The organism is Nonomuraea sp. CA-143628, assembly GCF_050942315.1.
Lineage (GTDB): Bacteria > Actinomycetota > Actinomycetes > Streptosporangiales > Streptosporangiaceae > Nonomuraea.
Genome location: NZ_CP192072.1, coordinates 5,266,901 through 5,287,951, shown reverse-complemented (window position 1 = coordinate 5,287,951; position 21,051 = coordinate 5,266,901). Strand labels below are relative to the sequence as shown.

20 protein-coding genes are annotated in these 21,051 nt (G+C 71.9%); 4 read left to right on the top strand and 16 right to left on the bottom strand.

Annotated elements, in window-relative coordinates:
• Positions 1 to 73: 73 nt before the first annotated feature.
• Complete coding sequence (tyrS, locus tag ACQP2T_RS24160; protein ID WP_358187090.1) at positions 74 to 1,339, bottom strand: tyrosine--tRNA ligase; 1,266 nt, start codon at positions 1,337 to 1,339, stop codon at positions 74 to 76.
• Positions 1,340 to 1,423: 84 nt separating this feature from the next.
• Here tyrS and ACQP2T_RS24155 point away from each other — a divergent pair, with 84 nt between their 5' ends.
• Positions 1,424 to 1,825: a PH domain-containing protein gene (locus ACQP2T_RS24155; RefSeq protein ID WP_433518344.1), complete on the top strand. Its 402-nt coding sequence runs from the start codon at positions 1,424 to 1,426 to the stop codon at positions 1,823 to 1,825.
• Here the strand turns inward: ACQP2T_RS24155 and ACQP2T_RS24150 are convergent.
• From ACQP2T_RS24150 to argC, 9 genes are read right to left on the bottom strand one after another with little or no spacing between them, the layout of a single operon-like run.
• A complete protein-coding gene (locus ACQP2T_RS24150; RefSeq protein ID WP_433518343.1) occupies positions 1,765 to 2,583 on the bottom strand; it encodes a DNA-3-methyladenine glycosylase in 819 nt (272 codons plus the stop codon). The genes ACQP2T_RS24155 and ACQP2T_RS24150 overlap by 61 nt on opposite strands.
• 8 nt (positions 2,584 to 2,591) lie before the next feature.
• Positions 2,592 to 4,013 carry an argininosuccinate lyase gene (gene argH, locus ACQP2T_RS24145; RefSeq protein WP_433519821.1) on the bottom strand — a complete coding sequence of 474 codons (1,422 nt, stop codon included), beginning with the start codon at positions 4,011 to 4,013 and terminating at the stop codon, positions 2,592 to 2,594.
• A gap of 32 nt (positions 4,014 to 4,045) precedes the next feature.
• Positions 4,046 to 5,245 carry an argininosuccinate synthase gene (locus ACQP2T_RS24140; RefSeq protein WP_433518342.1) on the bottom strand — a complete coding sequence of 400 codons (1,200 nt, stop codon included), beginning with the start codon at positions 5,243 to 5,245 and terminating at the stop codon, positions 4,046 to 4,048.
• Positions 5,246 to 5,273: 28 nt separating this feature from the next.
• Positions 5,274 to 5,780: an arginine repressor gene (locus ACQP2T_RS24135; RefSeq protein WP_357955491.1), complete on the bottom strand. Its 507-nt coding sequence runs from the start codon at positions 5,778 to 5,780 to the stop codon at positions 5,274 to 5,276.
• Positions 5,777 to 6,706 (bottom strand): ornithine carbamoyltransferase, encoded by a 930-nt coding sequence (argF, locus tag ACQP2T_RS24130; RefSeq protein WP_433518341.1) that lies wholly within the window; start codon positions 6,704 to 6,706, stop codon positions 5,777 to 5,779. The genes ACQP2T_RS24135 and argF overlap by 4 nt, the downstream gene beginning before the upstream one ends.
• Complete coding sequence (locus ACQP2T_RS24125; protein WP_433518340.1) at positions 6,703 to 7,869, bottom strand: acetylornithine transaminase; 1,167 nt, start codon at positions 7,867 to 7,869, stop codon at positions 6,703 to 6,705. Before ACQP2T_RS24125 ends, argF begins: the two co-directional genes overlap by 4 nt.
• On the bottom strand, positions 7,869 to 8,741 hold the full coding sequence (gene argB / locus ACQP2T_RS24120; RefSeq protein WP_433518339.1) for an acetylglutamate kinase: 873 nt from the start codon (positions 8,739 to 8,741) through the stop codon (positions 7,869 to 7,871). The genes ACQP2T_RS24125 and argB overlap by 1 nt, the downstream gene beginning before the upstream one ends.
• A complete protein-coding gene (argJ, locus tag ACQP2T_RS24115) occupies positions 8,738 to 9,889 on the bottom strand; it encodes a bifunctional glutamate N-acetyltransferase/amino-acid acetyltransferase ArgJ (RefSeq protein ID WP_433518338.1) in 1,152 nt (383 codons plus the stop codon). The genes argB and argJ overlap by 4 nt, the downstream gene beginning before the upstream one ends.
• Positions 9,890 to 9,944: 55 nt before the next feature.
• Positions 9,945 to 10,973, bottom strand: coding sequence for an N-acetyl-gamma-glutamyl-phosphate reductase (argC, locus tag ACQP2T_RS24110; protein ID WP_433518337.1), 1,029 nt, complete (start codon positions 10,971 to 10,973; stop codon positions 9,945 to 9,947).
• A 211-nt stretch (positions 10,974 to 11,184) separates the two neighbouring features.
• On the opposite strand from argC, the gene ACQP2T_RS24105 reads away from it, so the two are divergent.
• Positions 11,185 to 12,846, top strand: a complete 1,662-nt coding sequence (locus ACQP2T_RS24105; RefSeq protein WP_433518336.1) for a class I adenylate-forming enzyme family protein — start codon at positions 11,185 to 11,187, stop codon at positions 12,844 to 12,846.
• A gap of 45 nt (positions 12,847 to 12,891) precedes the next feature.
• Here the strand turns inward: ACQP2T_RS24105 and ACQP2T_RS24100 are convergent, their stop codons facing one another.
• Genes ACQP2T_RS24100 through ACQP2T_RS24075 form a run of 6 tightly spaced genes read right to left on the bottom strand, consistent with a single transcriptional unit; the run spans position 12,892 to position 19,789 of the window.
• Complete coding sequence (locus ACQP2T_RS24100) at positions 12,892 to 14,355, bottom strand: NADH-quinone oxidoreductase subunit C (RefSeq protein ID WP_433518335.1); 1,464 nt, start codon at positions 14,353 to 14,355, stop codon at positions 12,892 to 12,894.
• On the bottom strand, positions 14,352 to 15,836 hold the full coding sequence (locus ACQP2T_RS24095) for a proton-conducting transporter transmembrane domain-containing protein (protein ID WP_433518334.1): 1,485 nt from the start codon (positions 15,834 to 15,836) through the stop codon (positions 14,352 to 14,354). Before ACQP2T_RS24095 ends, ACQP2T_RS24100 begins: the two co-directional genes overlap by 4 nt.
• Positions 15,836 to 16,495 (bottom strand): hypothetical protein, encoded by a 660-nt coding sequence (locus ACQP2T_RS24090; protein ID WP_357654682.1) that lies wholly within the window; start codon positions 16,493 to 16,495, stop codon positions 15,836 to 15,838. Before ACQP2T_RS24090 ends, ACQP2T_RS24095 begins: the two co-directional genes overlap by 1 nt.
• A gap of 5 nt (positions 16,496 to 16,500) precedes the next feature.
• Positions 16,501 to 17,427 (bottom strand): respiratory chain complex I subunit 1 family protein, encoded by a 927-nt coding sequence (locus ACQP2T_RS24085; RefSeq protein ID WP_433519820.1) that lies wholly within the window; start codon positions 17,425 to 17,427, stop codon positions 16,501 to 16,503.
• Positions 17,428 to 17,432: 5 nt separating this feature from the next.
• Entirely contained in the window at positions 17,433 to 19,415 is a 1,983-nt protein-coding gene (locus tag ACQP2T_RS24080; RefSeq protein WP_433518333.1) for a proton-conducting transporter transmembrane domain-containing protein, read from the bottom strand.
• Positions 19,412 to 19,789 (bottom strand): NADH-quinone oxidoreductase subunit B family protein, encoded by a 378-nt coding sequence (locus ACQP2T_RS24075; RefSeq protein ID WP_357654685.1) that lies wholly within the window; start codon positions 19,787 to 19,789, stop codon positions 19,412 to 19,414. Before ACQP2T_RS24075 ends, ACQP2T_RS24080 begins: the two co-directional genes overlap by 4 nt.
• A gap of 341 nt (positions 19,790 to 20,130) precedes the next feature.
• Between ACQP2T_RS24075 and ACQP2T_RS24070 the strand changes: the two genes are divergently transcribed.
• The gene (locus ACQP2T_RS24070; protein WP_433518332.1) at positions 20,131 to 20,529 is read left to right on the top strand and encodes a hypothetical protein; all 399 of its coding nucleotides are present in this window, start codon (positions 20,131 to 20,133) and stop codon (positions 20,527 to 20,529) included.
• Between the two features lie 45 nt (positions 20,530 to 20,574).
• The gene (locus ACQP2T_RS24065; protein ID WP_358187146.1) at positions 20,575 to 20,934 is read left to right on the top strand and encodes a nuclear transport factor 2 family protein; all 360 of its coding nucleotides are present in this window, start codon (positions 20,575 to 20,577) and stop codon (positions 20,932 to 20,934) included.
• The last annotated feature ends 117 nt before the right edge of the window (positions 20,935 to 21,051 follow it).

Genomic DNA, 21,051 nt, shown 5'->3' with positions numbered 1-21,051 from the left:
TAGACCCACAAATAGACCCGCAGATAGACCGGGCCCTCCCCGCACAATCTGGGAAGGGCCCGCACAACTCAGGTCAGCCGACCTCGACGCCGCCGACCGCCTTCTTGCCGCGCCGGAGCACCATGAACCGCCCGTGGAGCAGGTCCGAGGCCTCAGGCACGTACGACTCGTCGGTGATCTTGACGTTGTTGAGGTACGCGCCGCCCTCCTTCACCGCCCGCCTGGCCGCCGACTTCGACTCCACCAGCCCGCTGTCCGCCAGCAGGTCCACGAACGGCGCCCCGAGAGCCGGAACCGTCGCCTTCGGCACCTCGGCCAGCGCCGCGGCCAGCGTCGAGCCCGGCAGCTCTTCGAGCGACCCCTGACCGAACAGCGCCTTGGACGCCGCCACGACGGCCGCGAGTTCGTCGGCGCCGTGGACGAGCGTGGTCAGGTCCTCGGCCAGCGTCCGCTGCGCCTCGCGGGCGAACGGGCGGTCGGCCACCGCCTTCTCCAGCGCCTCGATCTCCTCGCGCTCGCGGAAGGTGAACACCTTCAGGAAGCGCACCACGTCGCGGTCGTCGGCGTTGAGGAAGTACTGGTAGAAGGCGTAGGGCGAGGTCAGCGCGCCGTCGAGCCAGACCGACCCGCCCGCGGTCTTGCCGAACTTGGTGCCGTCGGCCTTGGTGATCAGCTTGCCGGTCAGGGCGTGCACGTGGCCGCCCTCGACGCGCCTGACCAGGTCGACGCCGGCCGTGATGTTGCCCCACTGGTCGCTGCCGCCGACCTGGAGCGTGCAGCCGTTGCGCCGGTAGAGCTCCAGGTAGTCGTTGGCCTGCAGGATCTGGTAGCTGAACTCGGTGTAGCTGAGGCCCTCACCGCCGAGCCGGGCCGCCACCGACTCGCGGGCGAGCATCCGGTTGACGGGGAAGTGCTTGCCGATGTCGCGCAGGAAGCCGATGGCCGACATCTCGGCGGTCCAGTCCAGGTTGCTGACCAGCGCGGCCGAGGTGGGGCTGTCGTCGAAGGTCAGGAACTTCTCCACCTGCACCCGGATCCGGGAGACCCATTCCTCCACGACCTCGGTGGTGTTGAGTACGCGTTCGGTGCTGCGGCCGCTGGGGTCGCCGATCAGGCCGGTGGCGCCGCCGACCAGGCCGATCGGCTTGTGGCCCGCCCGCTGGAAGCGGGTCAGGATCAGCAGCGTGGCCAGGTTGCCCATGTGCAGGGACGGCGCGGTCGGGTCGAAGCCCGCATAGACCGTGATCGGACCTTTCGACAGCGCCGCGCGCAGGGCGTCGATGTCGGTGGTCTGCGCGAGGACGTCGCGCCATTCGAGCTCATCGAGAATGTCGGTCACGGTGCTGGCTTTCCAGGAGACGTCGAGTGGTTACAGAGTGCCCGATCGCGCCGGATGTCCGCCACTTGGATACTCTCGGTCGCCATGTGGAAGGTCCGTCGCGAGCTGGCCGTTTTCAAGATCCTAGGGGCTGTGGCGTGTGCCGGTCTCGCCCTGTTCTGGTATGTCCAGGGTGATGTGCGCGGGGTGGTGCTGGCCGTGCCGGCCGCCCTGCTGGTGGGGGCCATGGGGCTGCGTGACGTCCTGGTCCCCGTACGGCTGGCGGCCGACGAGAGCGGCGTCACCGTGGTGCACGGCTTCGCCGGGCGCCGGCACGTCCCGTGGGAGGCGATCGAGGACATCCAGGTGGACGTACGCAGGAGGTACGGTCTGCGCAGCGAGATGCTCGAGATCGACACCGGCGACCATCTGCACATCTTCAGCGCTCACGAGCTGGGTGCCTCCCCGACCGAGGTGGCCGCGGTGCTGCGGCGGCGTGGCGTGTGAGGCCGGAAGGGTGAGACGGTCGGGTCACCGTCGATCCAGAACCGCCACGGGGTGTCCTTGGCGGTCGAGATCCCGGTGCGCGGCCCTGACCTGATCGTGTCCGCCTCTGCGGGCCGTCCGCCGAGCACGGCCACAGTCCCCTTGGGGAGCCCGGTGAGCCAGGCCGCGTGTTCGGGCTGAGCGCCGCCTGTCTCGGAGAAACGCGGCAGCCCGGCGGCCGAGCCCTCCCAGACGGCGTCGAGCCCGTTGTGCTCGCGCGCCAGCCCGAGCGCGACCGCCAGCCGGGCGGGGCCGCGGGCCAGGTCGCGGTCCGCTATCGGCCTGCGCCGGGAGGCAGGTGGGCCGTCGCGGTCCGCGATCGACTCGCGCCGGGAGGAGGGCGGGCCGTCCCCGTCTCCGGAGCGGCGCGAGCGGGCCAGGTCGGCCCGCGCCACCACCTCACCGGCCCGCAGCAGTACCGCCGACCCGTGGTCCTCGGGCAGGCACACCAGGTTCGCGCAGAAGTGCATGCCGTAGGTGAAGTACACGTACAGATGCCCAGGCGGCCCGAACATGACCGCGTTCCTGGCGGTCCGTCCACGGTAGGTGTGGGCCGCCGGATCCTCGCCGGGGCCGCCGTACGCCTCGACCTCGGTGAGCCGGACCGCGACCGGGCCGTGCACGAGCACGCGCCCGAGCAGGTCGGGCGCGACCTCGTGCGACGGCCGGTCGAAGAAGCCGCGCGGCAGGGGCGCCGAATCCAGGGTCCCGGAGTCCATGCCGGGCGCTAGGCCCCCGCGGCCCACGCCGCCTGGGCGTCGACCGTCTCGCGCAGCGCGGCGAGCTGGTCGCGGACCCGGTCGGGCGCGGTGCCGCCGTGGGACTTGCGGGCGGCGAGGGCGCCGGGCACGTTGAGCACGTCGCGGACGTCGGGCGTGAGGTGCGGCGAGACCTTGCCCAGCTCGTCGTCGGTCAGGTCGCCCAGGTCCTTGTCGTTGACCTGGCACCACACCACCAGGTGGCCGACCGCCTCGTGCGCGTCGCGGAACGGCACGCCGCGGCGTACGAGCAGCTCGGCGAGGTCGGTGGCCAGCGCGAAGCCGTCGGGAGCCGACTCCTCCAGGCGCGCGGTGTTGACCCGCATGGTGGCGACCAGGCCGGCCATCGCGGGCAGGACGAGCAGCAGCGTGTCGACCGAGTCGAACACCGGCTCCTTGTCCTCCTGCAGGTCACGGTTGTAGGTGAGCGGCAGGCCCTTGAGGGTCGTGAGCATCGCCATGAGGTTGCCGATGAGCCGCCCGGACTTGCCGCGGGCGAGCTCGGCGACGTCGGGGTTCTTCTTCTGCGGCATGATCGACGAGCCGGTGGAGTAGGCGTCGTCCATCTCGATCCAGCGGAACTCCTGCGAGGCCCAGAGCACGATCTCCTCGCCCAGCCGCGACAGGTGCACGCCGATCAGGGACGCGTCGAACAGGAACTCCGCCGCGAAGTCACGGTCGGCCACCGCGTCCATGGAGTTGGGCGCGGCGGCGGAGAAGCCCAGCTCGGCGGCCACGGCCTGCGGGTCCAGCGGCAGCGACGAGCCGGCCAGCGCGCCGGCGCCGAGCGGCGAGACGCCCGCGCGGCGGTCCCAGTCGGTGAGCCGGTCGATGTCGCGGGCGAAGGCGTGCACGTGCGCGAGCAGCTGGTGTCCGAAGGAGACCGGCTGCGCGTGCTGCAGGTGGGTCATGCCGGGCGCGGCCGTGTCGGCGTGCTGCTCGGCCTGGGCCATCAGCGCCGTCTCCAGCTCGACCAGCCGGGAGACGATCGTGCGGGCGTGGTCGCGCAGATAGAGGCGCAGATCGGTGGCGATCTGGTCGTTGCGGCTCCGGCCGGCGCGCAGCTTGCCGCCGAGCGAGCCGAGCCGCTCCAGCAGGCCGCGTTCGAGCGCGGTGTGCACGTCCTCGTCGGCGACCGTCGGCCGGAACTCGCCCGCCTTGCAGGCCCGCTCCAGATCGTCGAGCGCGCCGATCATGCGTTCGAGCTCGTCGTCGCTCAGCAACCCCGCCTTGTGCAGCACCCGGGCGTGCGCCCTGGACGCCGCCAGGTCGTACGGCACCAGCCGCCAGTCGAAGTGCACGCTCACCGACAGCCGGGTCAGCGCGTCGGCGGGACCCCCTTCGAATCGCCCGCCCCACAGCCGCATCGGCTTGCCATCACTCACCGTCATCTCCTTCTCGTCCCCCGCGACCATAGTGCACATCATCCTTTCTTCGCGTCGCGCGCGGCGGCGATCTTGGAGGGCAGACTGAACAGCTGGACGAAGCCCTTGGCGAGCGACTGGTCGAAAGTGTCGCCGGTGTCGTAGGTGGCCAGCGAGAAGTCGTACAGCGACTGCTCGGAGCGGCGGCCGCTGACGGTGGCCTTCCCGCCGTGCAGAGTCATCCGGATGTCGCCGGTCACGTGCTTCTGGGCCTCGGCGATGAGCGCGTCGAGGGCGTCCTTGAGCGGCGAGAACCACAGGCCGTCGTAGACGAGCTCGCTCCAGCGCTGGTCGACGCCGCGCTTGAAGCGGGCCAGGTCCCGTTCGACGGTGACGTTCTCCAGCTCCATGTGCGCGGTGATGAGCGCGATGGCGCCGGGCGCCTCGTACACCTCGCGCGACTTGATGCCGACGAGCCGGTCCTCGACCATGTCGATCCGGCCGACGCCCTGCGCGCCCGCGCGGGTGTTCAGCTCGTCGATCACCTGGTACGGCGTGAGCGAACGCCCGTCGAGCTTGACCGGGACGCCCTGCTCGAAGGTGATGACCACCTCGTCGGCGTCACGGGCGACGGCCGGATCGGCGGTGTAGGCGTAGACGTCCTCGGTGGGGCCGTTCCAGATGTCCTCGAGGAAGCCGGTCTCGACCGCCCTGCCCCACAGGTTCTGGTCGATGGAGAACGGGTTCTTCTTGGAGGTCTCGATCGGCAGGCCCCGCTGCTCGGCGTACTCGATCGCCTTGTCGCGGGTCCAGGCGAAGTCGCGGGCCGGGGCGACCACCCGCAGGTCGGGCGCGAGCGCGGCCAGGCCGGCCTCGAACCGTACCTGGTCGTTGCCCTTGCCGGTGCAGCCGTGGGAGACGATCGTGCCGCCGAACTGCTTGGCCGCGCTCACCAGGTGCTTGACGATGAGCGGGCGCGACAGCGACGACAGGAGCGGGTAGCGGTCCATGTAGAGGGCGTTGGCCTGCAGCGCGGGCACGCAGAAGTCGGCCGCGAACTCCTCCTTGGCGTCCACGACGACGGATTCGACCGCGCCGCAGTCCATGGCCCGCTTCTGGATCACCTCCATGTCCTCGCCACCCTGTCCCAGGTCCACGGCGACGGCGATCACCTCGGCGTCCATCTTCTCGGCCAGGAACGGGATCGCGACGGAGGTGTCCAGACCTCCGGAGAAGGCGAGTACCACTCTCTGAGTCATCGGTACCTCCAAAATCTTGGTAAATGGGCTAAGTACGCCGGGCGGCGACCCTCAGCAGGGCCTCGGCCACGACGCTCCCGCCCTGGGGATCGCGGCTGATCACGAGGATCGTGTCGTCGCCCGCCACCGTGCCGAGGATGGACTCCCAGTCGGCGTGGTCAATGGCCGAGGCCATGAACTGGGCGGCGCCGGGCGGCGTCCTGACGATGACCAGATTGGCCGACGCCTCGGCGGAGACCAGCAGCTCCTCGGCGATCCGGTGCAGCCGGGCGGCCGGGGACTCGCCGGTGCCCAGCCTGGCCACCCGGATGCGGCCGCCGCCCTCGCCGGGCAGCGCGTAGACCAGCGAGCCGTCCTCGGCGCGCAGCTTGAGCGCGCCGAGTTCGTCCAGGTCGCGCGAGAGCGTGGCCTGGGTGACCTCCACGCCGCTCTCGGCCAGCAGCTTGGCCAGCTCGGGCTGGGAGCGGACGGCCTGCCGCTGCAGCAGGTCGGTGATCTTCGCCTGCCGCGCGACCTTGGTCATCGGGATGGTCATGTGGTGCTCACCAGCCAGTGGAGCAGCGCCTTCTGCGCGTGCAGGCGGTTCTCGGCCTGGTCCCACACGGCGCTGCGCGGGCCGTCGATCACTTCGGAGGTGATCTCGTAGCCGCGGTAGGCGGGCAGGCAGTGCAGCACGATCGCGTCGTGCGCGGCGTGCTCCATGAGCTCGGAGTTGACCTGGTACGGCATGAGCGCGCGGACCCGCTCGTCCTTGCCGTCCTGGCCCATCGACACCCAGGTGTCGGTGGCGACGACGTGCGAGCCCTGGATCGCGGCGGCCGGGTCGGTCAGCGAGATCACCGAGCCGCCGGTCGTCGCGGCGATGGCGGCGGCCTGGTCGAGGATGACGGCGTCCGGCTGGTAGCCGACGGGGGCGCCGATCCGTACGTGCATCCCGGCCGTGGCGCCGCCAAGCAGGTAGGAGTGGGCCATGTTGTTGGCGCCGTCGCCCAGGTAGGTCAGGGTCAGCCCGGCCGTTCTGCCGAACCGTTCGCGGACGGTCAGCAGGTCGGCGAGGATCTGGCAGGGGTGGAACTCGTCGGTCAGCGCGTTGACCACCGGCACGGCGGTGCCCTCGGCCATGCCCACCAGGCCCGCCTGGGCGCCGGTGCGCCAGACGATCGCGGCGACCTGCCGTTCGAGCACCCTCGCGGTGTCCTCGATCGGCTCGCCCCGGCCCATCTGGGAGCTGCCGCCGTCGATGACCAGCGGGAGCCCGCCCAGCTCGCCGATGCCTACGGCGAAGGAGACCCGGGTCCTGGTCGAGGGCTTGTCGAAAAGGACGGCGACGGTCTGCGGCCCTTCGAAGGGGCGGTAGCCGTAGCGGTCCTTCTTCATCGCGGCGGCCAGGTCGAGAACGTCGGCCTGCTCGGCGGGCGACAGGTCGTCATCCCTCAAGAAGTGCCGGACAGCCGCCGTCATTTCGCCGCCTCGGCGAGGATCCCGGGGAACGCGGCCACGAGCGCGTCGACCTGCTCGGCCGTCACGACCAGCGGCGGCGCGATCCGTACGGCGTCCGGCTGCAGCGCGTTGACCAGGAAGCCCGCCTCGGCCGCCGCCTGCTGCACCTTGCCGGAGACCGGCTCGGCCAGCACGGCGGCCAGCCACAGCCCGCGTCCGCGCACGCCTTTCAGCAGCGGGTGAGCGACCGCTTCGAGCCCGGCCCGCAGCCGGGCTCCGGTGGTGCGCACGTGGTCGAGATCGAGGTTGTCGAGCACGGCCAGCGCCGCCGCGCAGGAGACCGGATTGCCGCCGAACGTGGAGCCGTGGTCGCCCTTGTCGAACAGCCGGCCCGAGTCGCCGAAGCCGACGCACGCCCCGATCGGCAGGCCGCCGCCCAGGCCCTTGGCCAGGGTCAGGATGTCGGGGGTGACGCCGTCGGCCTGGTGGGCGAACCAATGCCCGGTGCGGCCGATCGCGGACTGGATCTCGTCGGCGACCAGCAGCGCGCCGGTCGAGTCGCAGATCTCGCGGGCCGCCGCGAAGTAGCCGTCGGGCGGCGGGACCACGCCTGCCTCGCCCTGAGTGGGCTCCAGGAAGACCGCGATGCAGTCGCCGGTCACGGCCTCCTTGAGGGCGGTGGCGTCGCCGTACGGGACGAACTGGACCTCTACCGGGAACGGGCCGAACTGGTCGCGGATCGACTTCTTGCCCGTCAGTGAGAGGGCGCCGATCGTGCGGCCGTGGAAGCCGTTCTCGGCGGCGACGAAGTAGGTGCGGCCGTCGCGCCTGCCGTACTTGATCGCCAGCTTGTAGGCGGCCTCGTTGGCCTCGGTGCCGGAGTTGGCGAAGAAGACGCGGCCGGGGGCGTTCAGCAGGCCGAGGAGCCGCTCGGCGAGCAGCACCTCCGGCTCGTGCAGGTAGAGGTTGCTGGTGTGCGCGAGCGTCGCGACCTGCTTGGAGACCGCCTCGACCAGGGCCGGGTGGGCGTGGCCGAGCGAGCTGACGGCGATGCCGCCGACGAAGTCGAGGTATTCCCTGCCGTCGACGTCCCACACGCGGGTGCCCTCGCCTCGTGCCAGGGCGATCGGCGGGACGCCGTAGTTGGGCATGAAGGCTTGTTCGAACCTGTCGCGAAGGTTCATCAGGGCATCACCATGGTTCCGATTCCTTGGTCGGTGAAGATCTCCAGCAGCAGCGAGTGGGAGACCCGGCCGTCGAGAATGTGCGCTTGGGGGACGCCGCCCTTCACCGCCGTCAGGCAGGCCTCCATCTTCGGCTTCATGCCGCTGGACAGTGAGGGCAGCATGGCCGCCAGCTCGGCGCCGTCGAGCTTGTCGATCACGTCGGTGTCGTCGGGCCAACTGGCGTACAGGCCCTCGACGTCGGTCAGGACGATGAGCTTCTGCGCCTGGAGGGAGACGGCCAGCGCGGCGGCGGCGGTGTCGGCGTTGACGTTGTAGATCTCGCCGTCCTCGCCGCGGGCGACGCTGGAGACGACGGGGACGCGGCCGTTGTCGATCATGGCCTGGACGGCGCCCGGGTCGACCTTGACGATCTCGCCCACCTGGCCGATGTCGACGTGCTCGCCGTCGACGAGCGCGTGCTTGCGCTCGGCGGTGAACAGGTGGGCGTCCTCGCCCGACATGCCGACCGCGAGCGGGCCGTGCCTGTTGATCAGGCCGACGACGTCGCGGTTGACCTGGCCGACCAGGACCATCCTGACCACCTGCATGGCCTCGGGCGTGGTGACCCGCAGCCCGGCCGTGAACGTCGACTCGATGCCGAGCGCGTCGAGGTGCTTGCTGATCTGCGGGCCCCCGCCGTGCACCACGACCGGCCGCAGACCGGCGTAGTGCAGGAAGCCGATGTCCTCGGCGAAGCCCTCCATGAGCGATTCATCGACCATCGCGTTGCCGCCGTACTTGATGACGATGGTCGCGCCGTGGAAGCGGGCCAGCCAGGGCAGGGCCTCGATGAGGGTGTCCGCCTTGGTGTGGGCGGTGATGCTCCTCATGAGGAGTACGCCGAGTTCTCGTGGACGTAGTCCGCGGTCAGGTCGGTGGTGTGGACGGTGGCCGAATAGGTGCCCGCCGACAGGTCGATGGTGATCGTCACGTCGCGCGGGCGCATGTCCACCTTGGTCCGGTCGTCGCCGACGGCGCCGCCGCGGCAGATCCAGATGCCGTTGATGGCCACGTTCAGCCGGTCGGGCTCGAAGACGGCGTCGGTGGTGCCGACGGCGGCCAGCACGCGGCCCCAGTTGGGGTCCTCGCCGTGGATGGCGCACTTGAGCAGGTTCGAGCGGGAGACGGTGCGGCCCACCTTGACCGCGTCGTCCTCCGACGCCGCGCCGACCACCTCGATGGCGATGGCCTTGGACGCGCCTTCGGCGTCGACCAGCAGCTGCCTGGCCAGGTCGGCGCAGACCTCGGTGACCTTCTGCCCGAACTCCGCCAGGTCCGGCTTGACCCCGGCGGCACCGCTGGCCAGCAGCAGGACGGTGTCGTTGGTGGACATGCAGCCGTCGGCGTCGAGACGGTCGAAGGTCTTGGAGGTGGCCTCGCGGAGCACGGTGTCGAGCTCTTCCGCGGTCAGGTCGGCGTCGGTGGTGATCACGCAGAGCATGGTGGCCAGGGCCGGGGCGAGCATGCCCGCGCCCTTGGCCATGCCCCCGACCATGTAGCCGTCGGCGCGCTTGAAGGAGATCTTGGAGACGGTGTCGGTGGTGCGGATGGCGTCGGCCGCGGCCAGCCCGCCATCGCGCGACAGCTGCGCGGCGGCGCGCTCCACCCCGGCCAGCAGCGCGTCCATGGGCAGCCGCTCACCGATCAGGCCGGTGGAGCAGACCGCGATCTCGCCCGCCGAGTCCTGGAGCACCTCGGCCGCCTTCTCGGCGGTGGCGTGCGTGTCCTGGAAGCCCTCGGGGCCGGTGCAGGCGTTGGCGCCGCCCGAGTTGAGGACGACCGCACGGACCCGGCCGCCACGCAGGACCTGCTGCGACCACAGGACCGGGGCCGCCTTGACGCGGTTGGCGGTGAAGACACCGGCCGCGGCCTGGTTGGGCCCGTCGTTGATCACCAGGGCCAGGTCACGGGCGTCGCCGGACTTGATGCCCGCTGCGACGCCCGCGGCTCTGAAACCGAGGGGAGCGGTCACGCTCATGCGTTCTCCTCTGCCGGCCGCTGGACTGCTGTGTCGGTTGGTACGCTGCGCTCTCTCACGGAGCAACTCCTGTCAGGGGGAGGCCGAGCTCTTCCGGCAGGCCGAGTGCGAGGTTGACGCTCTGGATCGCGCCTCCGGCCGTGCCCTTGGTGAGGTTGTCGATGGCGATGACGGCGACCACGCGGCCCGCGCGCTCGTCGAGCGTCACCTGCAGGGCGGCGGTGTTGGCGCCGTAGGTCATCGCGGTGGCGGGCCAGGTGCCCTCGGGCAGCAGGTTGACGAACGGCTCCTTGGCCAGCGCGTTCTCGTACGCCTCGCGCACGGCGGCCTTGGTCAGCCCGGGCGCGGCGGGGGCGGTGCAGGTGGCCAGGATGCCGCGGCTCATCGGGGCCAGCGTCGGGGTGAACGACACCCGGACCGGCGTGCCCGCGACGGCGCCGAGCGCCTGCTCCATCTCCGGGGTGTGCCGGTGGACGCCGCCCACGCCGTAGGCGCTGACCGAGCCCATGACCTCGCTGCCGAGCAGGCTGGGCTTGAGTGCCTTGCCCGCGCCGCTGGTGCCGCTGGCCGCGACGACGACCACGTCGGGCTCGGCCAGGCCGGCGGCGAAGGCGGGCAGCAGGGCGAGGATGACGGAGGTCGGGTAGCAGCCGGGCACCGCGATGCGCTTGGCGTTCTTGAGCACCTCGCGCTGGCCGGGCAGCTCGGGCAGGCCGTAGGGCCAGGTGCCGGCGTGCTCGCCGCCGTAGAACTCCTGCCAGGCGGCCGGGTCGGCGAGCCGGTGGTCGGCTCCGCAGTCGACGACGACCGTGCTCTCGGGGAGCTGGGCGGCGACGGCGGCGGAGTGGCCGTGCGGCAGGGCCAGGAAGACCACGTCGTGCCCGGCCAGCGTTTCGGGGGTGGTGTCCTCGATGATCCGGTCGGCCAGTTGCGGAAGGTGTGGCTGGTGGGCGCCGAGCGCGCTGCCCGCGCTGGCGGCCGCGGTGAGCGTGCCGATCTCGAGCTCCGGATGCCCGAGCAGCAGGCGCAGAAGCTCACCGCCCGCGTAGCCGCTGGCTCCCGCGATCGCCGCTCTCATTCCCAACCCCCTGCATAATCATGCACCTAAACTCATGTCCTTACTATGACGATGATGCACTCCAGGACATGAACACGCAAGCTGGGCGCGCCATTGCGCTCACATAGCGAGACGGTTAACCCCCCGTTTCAGCCGGATTTCGCGCTCTAGCGCGACGTACCTACCGGTCGGTACTGTGATTTATCCGATAGAGCCGTCCACCGCGGGAGTACTTCGCATGACTCTTTCTCATGCCCAGGTCCAAGCCCAGCTCACCGGTCCTGGCCAGCTTTTCGAGATGGAGGAGATCGGCGATACGGGAGTGCGGACCTGGAAACACGCTCCGGCCCACTTCCGCGCCCTGCTGGAGATGAGCAGGTACCACGGCGAGAAGGAGTTCCTCGTCTACGAGGACGAGCACATCACCTTCGAGGAGCACTTCCGGCGCGCGGCGACGCTGGCCAACCGCCTGGTGGCCGACTACGGCGTGGCCAAGGGCGATCGGGTGGTGGTGGCCATGCGCAACTACCCGGAGTGGGTGGTGGCCTTCTCCGCCGCCCTCGCCGCCGGGGCGATCGCCGTGCCGCTCAACGCCTGGTGGACCGAGTCGGAGCTGGCGTACGGCGTGCGCGACTGCCAGGCCAAGGTGCTGATCGTGGACGGTGAGCGGGCCGTCCGGCTCGCGGACACGGGCGTGCCGATGATCGTGGCCCGAGGCGAGGTGCCCGAGGGCGCGCGCTCGTTCGGCGACGTGCTGGGCGAGGTCACCGGGGATGTGACGCTGCCGGACGTCCAGCTCTCCCCCGAGGATCCGGCCACGATCTTCTACACTTCCGGCACGACCGGGCAGCCCAAGGGAGCGCTGGGCAGCCAGCGCAACCTGGGCCAGGCGCCGATGACCCTCGCCTACGGGCTGATGCGGGCGGTCGCGCTTTCGGGCAAGGACGTCGGCGCGGCGACGGGCGCGCGCCGGGTGACGCTGCTGACCGTGCCGCTGTTCCACGTCACCGGCTGCTTCTCCGGGCTGACCACCTCCATGTTCGCGGGTGGCGGGCTGGTCCTGATGTACAAGTGGGACCCCGGGCAGGCGTTGCGGCTCATCGAGCGGGAGCGGATCACCGCGATGATCGGCGTGCCGACCAACGCGTGGCAGCTGATGTCGCATCCCGACTTCGTCAAGTACGACCTGTCGTCGCTGACCACCCTCGGCTACGGCGGGGCGCCGGCGCCGCCGAAGCTGCTGGAGCGCATCGGCGAGAACCTGCCCGACCGCGCCGCCTCCAACGGCTACGGCATGACGGAGACGACCGGCCTGGCCGTCGGCAACGGCGGCCCCGACTACCTGGCCAGGCCCGACAGCATCGGCCTGCCCACGGCCGTGGTGGACCTCCGGGTGGCCGGCCCGCTGGGCGAGGAGCTGCCGCCCGGCGAGGTGGGCGAGCTGTGCGTACGCGGCGCGAACGTCATCATGGGCTACTGGAACAAGCCGGAGGCGACCGCGCAGACCTTCGTCGACGGCTGGCTGCACACCGGTGACCTGGCCAGGATCGACGAGGACGGCTTCGTCTACATCGTGGACCGGGCCAAGGACATGGTCATCAGGGCCGGCGAGAACGTCTACTCCGCCGAGGTGGAGGCGGCCCTGTTCGAGCACCCGGCGGTGGACGACGCCGCGGTGATCGGCGTCCCGCACGACGAGCTGGGCGAGGAGGTGGGCGCGGTGGTCCGGCTCAAGCCGGGCACCTCGACCACCGCCGAGGAGCTCCAGTCCTTCCTGGCGGAGCGCATCGCCAAGTTCAAGATCCCCGCGCACATCTGGTTCAGGGACGCGGAGCTGCCGCGCAACCCGGGCGGCAAGATCCTCAAGACCCACCTGCGCCGCGAGGTGCTGGGCGGCTAGAAGGCGCGAGGTGCCGGGCGCCAGAGGCCGTGAGGTGCTGGGCGGCTAGAGATCGTTTCCCGCGTAGGACAGGTTGAAGCTCTTGTTGACCAGCGGGAAGTCGGGCACGATCGCCCCGCCCAGCGCGACCGGCAGGGCGGGCCAGTTGAAGAACGACGGATCGGCGATCTTCACTCTGGCCAGCCGGCCGTCCGCGCCCAGCTCGACGCGATGGACGATCGTGCCCCGCCAGCCTTCGACGATGCCCACGCCCGAGCCGCGCCGCCCGTCCGGCAGGCTCCAGTCGGCCGAGGTGTGCGCCAGCCGGTCGATCAGCCCGATCGAGGCGGCGATCTCGTCGGCCCTGACCTGGAAGCGGGCCAGCACGTCTCCCCCGGCCCGGATCGCCACCGGGAACGGCCCCAGGTCGATGAACGGATGGTCGCGACGGGCGTCGACGTCCAGCCCGCTGGCCCTGGCCACGTAGCCGAGCGTGCCCAGGTCCGCGGCGGCCCGCTCGGTGAGCACGGCGGTGCCGGTGAACCGGTCCGACACCACGCCGTGGCCGAGCGCGAGAGCGACGATCTCGGCCACCTCGGCGCCGAGCGCCGCGAGCCTGGCGGTGTCGGGCAGGGCCAGCGGCTCGGCGCCGCCGAGCCGGATCGCGCCGCGCAGCAGGCGGTGGCCGGTGACCTCGGCGTTGACGCGCAGCAGCTGCTCGCGGACGGTGCCGCAGTGGGCCTGCAGCACGCTGTGGGCGACGTCGTTGCAGAGCGCGCCCAGGTCGGTGACGTGGTTGTAGAGGCGTTCGAGCTCCAGCAGCACGGCTCTGGCGCGCTGCGAGTCGGGGTCGACGGCGGTGCCGGTGGCCTCCTCGACGGCCAGGCAGTAGGCCAGGGCGTGGCCGACCGAGGTGTCGCCGCTGACCCGCTCGGCCAGGGCCAGACCGTCTTCCGGCCGGCGGCCCTCGAAGAGCTGCTCAAGGCCCTTGTGCACGAACCACAGGCGGGCCTTGAGCTTGAGTATCGTCTCGCCGACCACCGAGAAGCGGAAGTGGCCCGGCTCGATGCAGCCCGCGTGCACGGGGCCGACCGGGATCTCGTAGACGCCGTCGCCCTCGACGTCGCCGAACGGGTACGGGCCCTCGGGGTCGCCGAACGACGGGGGCGGGCCCGCGTCGGGGAGCATCGGGTACCAGCCTCTGGGCCAGTGGTGGTGGCGGACCAGGCGACTGGGCAGCGGGTGGTCTTCGGGGGTGATGCCGTACAGGTCGCGGATCTCCCGCTCGAAGCGCCCGGCCGGGAAGGAGAAGGTGGCCAGGCTGGGTACGGCGGGTTCGGTCAGGCGTACGTGGAGCTCGGCCCGCCTCGCCGGACGGGCGGCGGTGAACAGGTAGACCAGCCGGAAACCGTCGTCCTCGGCGTGCGCGGCCACGAGCGCGACGCGGTGTCCCAGAGCCAGCAGCTCGGCGGCGCACCCGGCGAGCTCGCCGGGCCCGATCTCGGCGACCAGCGGGAGCGTAGCCGTCATCGCGCACCTCCCATGGCGCTCAGCGGCGGTCCGGCGGTCGCGATGGTCACGGCGGACTCCAGGAGCGGCCGGAGCGGCCCCAGCGTCACTCCGAGCACCGCGCACGCCACCAGCCCGGCGACCAGCGCCACACCCGTGCCGCGCAACCGCCCGCCATACCCGTCATCCAAGCCCGGTGGCGCGGCGCCGAGCAGCATGCGGCCCGCCGCTCTGCCCACCCCGGCGACGATCACCAGCATGAGCACCAGCGCGGGCGCCACCGCCCACCCGAGCCCGGCCGCGAACCCCGCCCGCACGATCCCCAGCTCACTGGCGAACAGGCTGAACGGCGGCAACCCCAGCAGCGCCAGCAGCCCGAGCCCGAAGGCCGCGGCCAGCCCAGGCGCCCGCCCGCCGAGCCCGCGCACCGCGTCGACACTGCTGCTCCCGGCCGCCTGCTGGATCCGTCCCGAGCCGATGAACAGCACCGACTTGCCCAGCCCGTGCCCGAGGATGTGCAGCAACACCGCCCCCAGCGCCAGCCCGTTGCCGATGGCCGCGCCGAGCGCGATCAGCCCCATGTGCTCGATGCTCGAATAGGCCAGCATCCGCTTGAAGTCGCGCTGCCCGATGAGCAGCGCCGCCGCCACGGCCAGCGACGCCAGCGCCACCACGATCAGCAGCATCCGGCAGAACCCCGCCCCGAGCGCCACGTCGGAGACCACCTTGACCCGCAGGATCGCGTAGAACGCCACCGACAGCAGCACCCCGGACATCAGCGCCGAGACCGGCGCGGGCGCCTGGCTGTGGGCGTCGGGCAGCCAGGCGTGCAGCGGCGCGAGCCCCGCCTTGGCGCCGAAGCCGAGCACGAGCAGGACCACCGCGATCCGCGTCACCCCCGGGTCCAGCCGCCCGGCGTGCTCGGCGAGCGACACCCAGTCGAGCCCCTCGCGCGAGGACAGCCCGGCGTGTACGGCCGCGTAGTGCACCATCACCAGGCCGAGCAGCGCGAGCGCGATGCCGACCGAGCAGATCACCACATACTTCCAGGCCGCCTCGGTCGCCTTCCTGGTGCGGCGCTGCCCGACCAGGAACGCGGTCAGGATCGTGGTCGCCTCGACCGCCACCCAGAGCATCCCGAGGCTCGCGGCCAGCACGGCCGTCGCCATCGCCGCGACGAAGCACTGGGTGAAGATCCCGTAGCTACGGGCGGCCCGCGGCCCCGTACGGCCGGCGGCCGCCTCGGCCCGCAGGTATCCGGGGCTGGCCAGCATCGCCAGCAACGCCACGACGCCGATCACGATCAGCATGTACGCGCTGAGCGCGTCCACCCGCAGCAGCCCCCACAGCCCGCTCCCCTCCTCGGCCCGCGCGAGCAGGACGGCGGCGGCGAGCAGCCCGCCCGCGGACAGGGCGCCAAGCCACTCCGTCCCGCGATTCCAGCCGAACAGGGCATACAGGCACGCGGCCGCGAGCGGCAGCGCCACCGGGACGATCACCATCAGTCGTGCAGCTCCCGTAGCTCGTCGAGGTCGGTGCCGCCGAACGCGGCCCGCATCCGGGTGGTCAGAACCTGCAGCGCCAGTACGGCCAGCAGCACGTCGAGGGAGACGCCCAGCTCCACCACCAGCGGCACCCCGGTGGTGGTGAGGAAGGCGGCGGCGGTGATGGCGTTGTCCATCAGCAGGAACCCGACCACCTGCGACAGCGCCCGTCTCCTGGTGACCAGCACGAAGAAGCCCACCAGCAGCACGGTCAGCGCGATCGGCACGGCCTGGGTGGCGGGCGTGGGCGCCAAGCGTACGAGGGGCTGGGAGACCGCGTACGCGAGCATCGTCAGGACGGCCGTGACCAGCAGCGACGCGGCGACGCTGACGTGCGGCCGGGCCTCGCGCCCCTCCTCGCCGGCCGCCAGCGCGCGCCGCATGAGGTAGGGCAGGAGCACCGCGCGCAGCAGCCCCACCCCGAGCCCGAGCACGGTCAGCTCGACGTCGGCCTCGTGCAGCCCCCTGACCGCGATCAGGGCGCCCAGCGCCACCCCCTGCAGCCCGAACAGCCAGATGATCGCGGCCAGGTCGCGCCGCCACAGGACCAGCACCCCCGTCAGCAGGAAGGCGCCGCAGGCCAGGTCGAGCGCCTGCACGTACACGGGATCAGTCATCTCACTCACGCCAGGAAGAAGGAGGCGGCGACCGCCAGCAGGGCCATCAGGAACGAGCCGGCCAGCAGCTCGGGGATGCGGAACAGGCGCAGCTTGGCCATGAACACCTCACCGGCCGCCAGCAGACCGCCCAGCAGCGCCACCTTCAGGGCGAACGCCACCACGGCGACCAGCAGCATGATCGGCCCGGCGCCCGCGGTGGCGATGCCGACCGGCGCGAACAGCGCGGCGAACAGCCCGAGCATGACCGTGAGCCGCATCGCCGAGGCCCACTCGATGAGCGCCAGGTCGGGGCCGGCGTACTCCAGGATCATCGCCTCGTGGATCATCGTCAGCTCCAGGTGGGTCGACGGGTTGTCCACCGGGATCCGGCCAGACTCGGCGATCGTGACCACCGCGAGCGCGACGGCGGCCAGCAGGCTCACCGGGGAGATGACCGACAGCGGGCTGCTCGCGGTCTCGGTGACGATCGCGCCGAGGTCGGTGGTGCCCACGCGGATCGACAGCGCGAAGACGGCCAGCAGGATCGTCGGCTCGACCAGGGCGAGCACGGTCATCTCCCGGCTGGCGCCCATCCCGCCGAACGCGGTGCCCGTGTCGAGGCCGCCCAGCGCCAGTGCCACCGAGCCGAGCGCGAGCAGCGCGGCGACCGCGAACAGGTCGGCGACGCCGTCGAGCGGCGAGGCGGCGGTGACCAGCGGCACCGCCGCCGCGACCACCAGCGTCGTCCCGGCCAGCAGCGGCGGCGCCGCCCTGAACAGGTAGCCGGTGCCGCGCGGGGCGATGGGCTCCTTGCGGGCCAGCTTGCGCAGGTCGCGCCACGGCTGGCGCACCCCGGCGCCCGCGCGACCCTCCAGGCGGGCCCTGACCTGGCGCATCAGGCCGGCCAGCAGCGGCGCTCCGGCGGCCACCACGAGCACCTGCAGCACCATGGCGATCACGAGATCACCGCCAGCACGATCAGCACGCCGGTCAGCGCGTAGAAGCCGTAGGACAGGTAGCGGTGGACGCTGCCGTCGGCCAGCCGCCGCGCCCGCGCGCCGAGCCTGACGGCGGCGGCCAGCACCGGCTCGTACAGCCGCCGTTCGACCCGGTCGGGCACCCTGGCCCGGAACCGTACCCGCTGGACGAGGTAGGCCGACTCCTTGACGGCCGTCACGTCGATGGCGCTCTCCGGTTGCAGGGCGTCGACGAAGACCCGTTGCAGGGGTTCGGCGAAGGAGGTGGCGGTGTACTCCATGCGGGCCGAGACCGGTCCCGCGCCGCAGTCCCACAGGCGGGCCGACCGTCGTGGGCGCCGAGCGGCCACGACGCGGACCAGCGACAGCACGGCCGTCACGGCCCCGGCCAGCGCCAGCGCGATGAGGACCGGCGAGATCGAGCCGGTGATCGCGCTCAGCCGGAGCGTCATCTCCCCGGTGACCGGCCGGCCCGCGGGGATCACCCGCGTGACGGCCTCGGTGAGCGCGGGCAGGACCAGCGCGGGGTCGAGCGCGAGTAGCAGGCAGGCCGCCGCCGCCAGCGCCGTCCCGCAGATCGCCGTACGCGGGCTCTCCGCCGCCTGTTCGGCGGCCGGGCTGCGCGGCCTGGCCAGGAACCCGACGCCGAACGCCTTCACGAACGTGGCCACGGCCAGCCCCGCTGTCAGCGCGATGGCGCCCACGGCCAGCGGCATCGTGACCGCGCCCGCCACCCCCGAGGCGGGCAGCGCGTGGATGAGGCTCTGCAGCAGCAGCCATTCGCTGACGAAGCCGTTGCCGGGCGGCAGCGCCGACGCGCACAGGGCACCGACGGCGAACAGGGCCGTGGTGTACGGCATGCGAGTGCGCAGGCCGCCGAGCGCGTCGAGATCCCTGGTGCCCGTCGCCCGATGGACCGAGCCGGCCGCCTGGAACAGCAGCGTCTTGAACGCGGCGTGGTTGACGACGTGCAGCAGGGCCGCGGTGAGGGCGAGGGCGGCCAGCGGGCCGGCGCCGTCGGCCGCGAAGAAGCCGGCCGCGCCGACGCCGATGAGCACCAGGCCCATGTTCTCGGTGGAGGAGTAGCCGAGCAGCCGCTTCAGGTCGGTGGCCATGGCCGCGTGGAGCACTCCGTACAGCGCCGAGAGGGCGCCGAGCGCCAGGACGATCCACCACCACCAGACGGGGCCGCCGCGCAGCAGGTCGAGGCCGACCCTGACCACGCCGTAGACGCCCATGTTGACCATGGCGCCGCTCATCAGTGGCGACACGTGACCGGGCGCGGCCGGGTAGGCCCTGGGCAACCACACGTGCAGCGGCACGATCCCGGCCTTGGCCGCGAACCCGGTCAGGGTGGTCAGGAAGATCACGTCCTTGGCGACGGGCGACAGCTCGGCGGCGCGCAGCTGGTCGAAGCCATCGCCCGTGGCTCCGGCCGCCAGGTAGCAGAGCCCGCACATGATCGTCACCAGGCCGAGATGGGTCATGACGCCGTACCAGAGCGCGGCCTTCCTGACCGACGGCCGGTCGCGGTGCTCGGCCGCCACGAGCAGGAGCGAGGTCATCGCCATCAGCTCCCAGCCGAACAGGAACGTGCTCACGCCGCCGGCCGCCGGCACCAGCAGCAGCGCCGCCACGAACAGCGGCATGACCACCCGCGTCGCCCTGGCCGCTCCGGAGCCGATGCCGTGGATCGCCGCGCACACCGTCACCGCGCCCGTGATGGCGGTGAACAGGCCGCCGAGCGGGTCGAGCGTCAGGCGCAGGCCGCCCAGCGGCAGCAGGTCGGGCAGCCAGGCCGACCAACCGTGGCCGAGCGTCGCCCGCACCCCCGCCACGGCCGCCACCACTCCGGCCAGCGCGGTGACCGCTTCCGCCGTGACGGTGGTCGCGCGTGGGCGCGGCAGGGCGAGGAGGGCGGCGGCCAGGCAGAGGCCCAGGGCGCACGCGTAGAGGATCATCGCCCGGTCATCCCGCGCAGCGCCTCGATGATCGCCTCGGGCGGCGGCGGGCACCCGGTCACCTCGACGTCGACCGGCACCACGTCGCCCACCGCGCCCACGACGCCGTACGCGCCCGCGAACACCCCGCAGTCACGCGCGCAGTCGCCCAGCGCGATCACCATGCGCGGCTCCGGCACGGCCTCGTAGGTGCGGCGCAGCGCCATCTCCATGTTGCGCGTGACCGGCCCGGTGACCAGCAACGCGTCGGCGTGCCTCGGCGAGGCGACCAGCCGGGCGCCGTAGCGCTCCGCGTCGTAGACCGGCCCGAACACCGAGGCGATCTCCACCTCGCAGCCGTTGCATGAGCCCGCGTCCACGTGGCGGATCTGCACCGATCCCGACAGCTCGGACGTTTCGCAATCTTTCCCGCGTTCCAGCGGTGGCTCGGCCATCCGCCCCGTCTTCCGGATTTTTCCCCACAGACCCACTGCGACCCCCCATCGCCCCGACCTGGGAGAACACCGTCTCGCGCCGGGCTGACCACTATGCCGGGCACGCGGGCGGCTCGGAGTGCGCACCGCTAAAAGATCTCCCTCCGGACCGTCTTTTGAGGGCCGCGCCCCAGGTGGAGCCGAAGATAAGCGCGCGCATTACCTCTGGCGTAATCGCGGCGCTCCCACCCCCGCTGACATGGTTCTCATGTCCGAACGAACCGCTCGAAGGGAGCGCCGAAATGACCGCCCTCACTGTGACCGACCGGGCCAGATTCCTGCGCCTCGCGCTGGCCTCCGACGCCGTCGTCACCGGTGTCAACGGGCTCGTCTACCTCGCCGCCGCCGGTCCCGCGAGCGACCTGCTCGGCCCGGACGCGGGCCTGCTCAGGGCGATCGGCGTCTTCCTTCTCGCGTACGGCGCCGCGGTCGGTCTGCTGGCCGGCCGCCGGACGATCAGCCCGGCGGCGACCAAGGCCGTGATCGCGCTCAACGCCGCCTGGACCCTGGCCAGCGTGGCCGCCGTGGTCACCGGGGCGACGGAGTTCACCACGCCCGGCGCGGTGTGGGCGATCGGCCAGGCGCTCGTGGTCGGCGTCTTCGCCGAGCTGCAGATCATGGGCCTCCGCCGGCTCCACTGACCCACTCACTATCACCTGAAAGATCGCCTGAAAGGTTAGACAACCATGAGCAACGAACTGGTCGACCGCTACATCGCCGCCTGGAACGAGACCGACGCCGACGCCCGCGCCAAGGCCGTGGCCGAGGTCTGGACCGAGGACGCCACCTACACCGACCCGCTGGCCGAGGTCTCGGGGCACGCCGGGCTCGCCGCGCTGATCGAGGGCGCGCAGGGCATGTTCCCGGGCTTCGTGTTCAGCCCCGGTGAGGTGTACGACGCCCACCACGACATCGCCCGGTTCACCTGGCACCTGGGCCCGGCGGGTGAGGAGCCGGTGGTGGTCGGGTTCGACGTGGTGCAGCTGGCCGCCGACGGCCGGATCGCCAGGGTCCTGGGCTTCCTGGACAAGGTTCCTGCCGCCTGAACACCGCTTCGCTGGGCCCCTGGAGACACTCCGGGGGCCCAGCCTTGTGCCGGAGCCGCTCGTGCCAAGAGCCGCGCCATAAACCGTTTGCCCATGCCAAGGGCCACAACGCAGAAT

Coding starts and splice junctions, on each gene's coding strand:
- argB (WP_433518339.1), bottom strand. CDS start 8,741: ATGAGGAGCATCACCGCCCACACCAAGGCGGACACCCTCATCGAGGCC.
- ACQP2T_RS24080 (WP_433518333.1), bottom strand. CDS start 19,415: ATGATCCTCTACGCGTGCGCCCTGGGCCTCTGCCTGGCCGCCGCCCTC.
- ACQP2T_RS24155 (WP_433518344.1), top strand. CDS start 1,424: ATGTGGAAGGTCCGTCGCGAGCTGGCCGTTTTCAAGATCCTAGGGGCT.
- argJ (WP_433518338.1), bottom strand. CDS start 9,889: ATGAGCGTGACCGCTCCCCTCGGTTTCAGAGCCGCGGGCGTCGCAGCG.
- ACQP2T_RS24140 (WP_433518342.1), bottom strand. CDS start 5,245: ATGACTCAGAGAGTGGTACTCGCCTTCTCCGGAGGTCTGGACACCTCC.
- ACQP2T_RS24070 (WP_433518332.1), top strand. CDS start 20,131: ATGACCGCCCTCACTGTGACCGACCGGGCCAGATTCCTGCGCCTCGCG.
- ACQP2T_RS24085 (WP_433519820.1), bottom strand. CDS start 17,427: ATGGTGCTGCAGGTGCTCGTGGTGGCCGCCGGAGCGCCGCTGCTGGCC.
- ACQP2T_RS24090 (WP_357654682.1), bottom strand. CDS start 16,495: ATGACTGATCCCGTGTACGTGCAGGCGCTCGACCTGGCCTGCGGCGCC.
- argF (WP_433518341.1), bottom strand. CDS start 6,706: ATGACGGCGGCTGTCCGGCACTTCTTGAGGGATGACGACCTGTCGCCC.
- ACQP2T_RS24105 (WP_433518336.1), top strand. CDS start 11,185: ATGACTCTTTCTCATGCCCAGGTCCAAGCCCAGCTCACCGGTCCTGGC.
- ACQP2T_RS24150 (WP_433518343.1), bottom strand. CDS start 2,583: ATGGACTCCGGGACCCTGGATTCGGCGCCCCTGCCGCGCGGCTTCTTC.
- ACQP2T_RS24095 (WP_433518334.1), bottom strand. CDS start 15,836: ATGGTGATCGTCCCGGTGGCGCTGCCGCTCGCGGCCGCGTGCCTGTAT.
- ACQP2T_RS24135 (WP_357955491.1), bottom strand. CDS start 5,780: ATGACCATCCCGATGACCAAGGTCGCGCGGCAGGCGAAGATCACCGAC.
- ACQP2T_RS24100 (WP_433518335.1), bottom strand. CDS start 14,355: ATGACGGCTACGCTCCCGCTGGTCGCCGAGATCGGGCCCGGCGAGCTC.
- ACQP2T_RS24065 (WP_358187146.1), top strand. CDS start 20,575: ATGAGCAACGAACTGGTCGACCGCTACATCGCCGCCTGGAACGAGACC.
- argH (WP_433519821.1), bottom strand. CDS start 4,013: ATGACGGTGAGTGATGGCAAGCCGATGCGGCTGTGGGGCGGGCGATTC.
- ACQP2T_RS24125 (WP_433518340.1), bottom strand. CDS start 7,869: ATGAACCTTCGCGACAGGTTCGAACAAGCCTTCATGCCCAACTACGGC.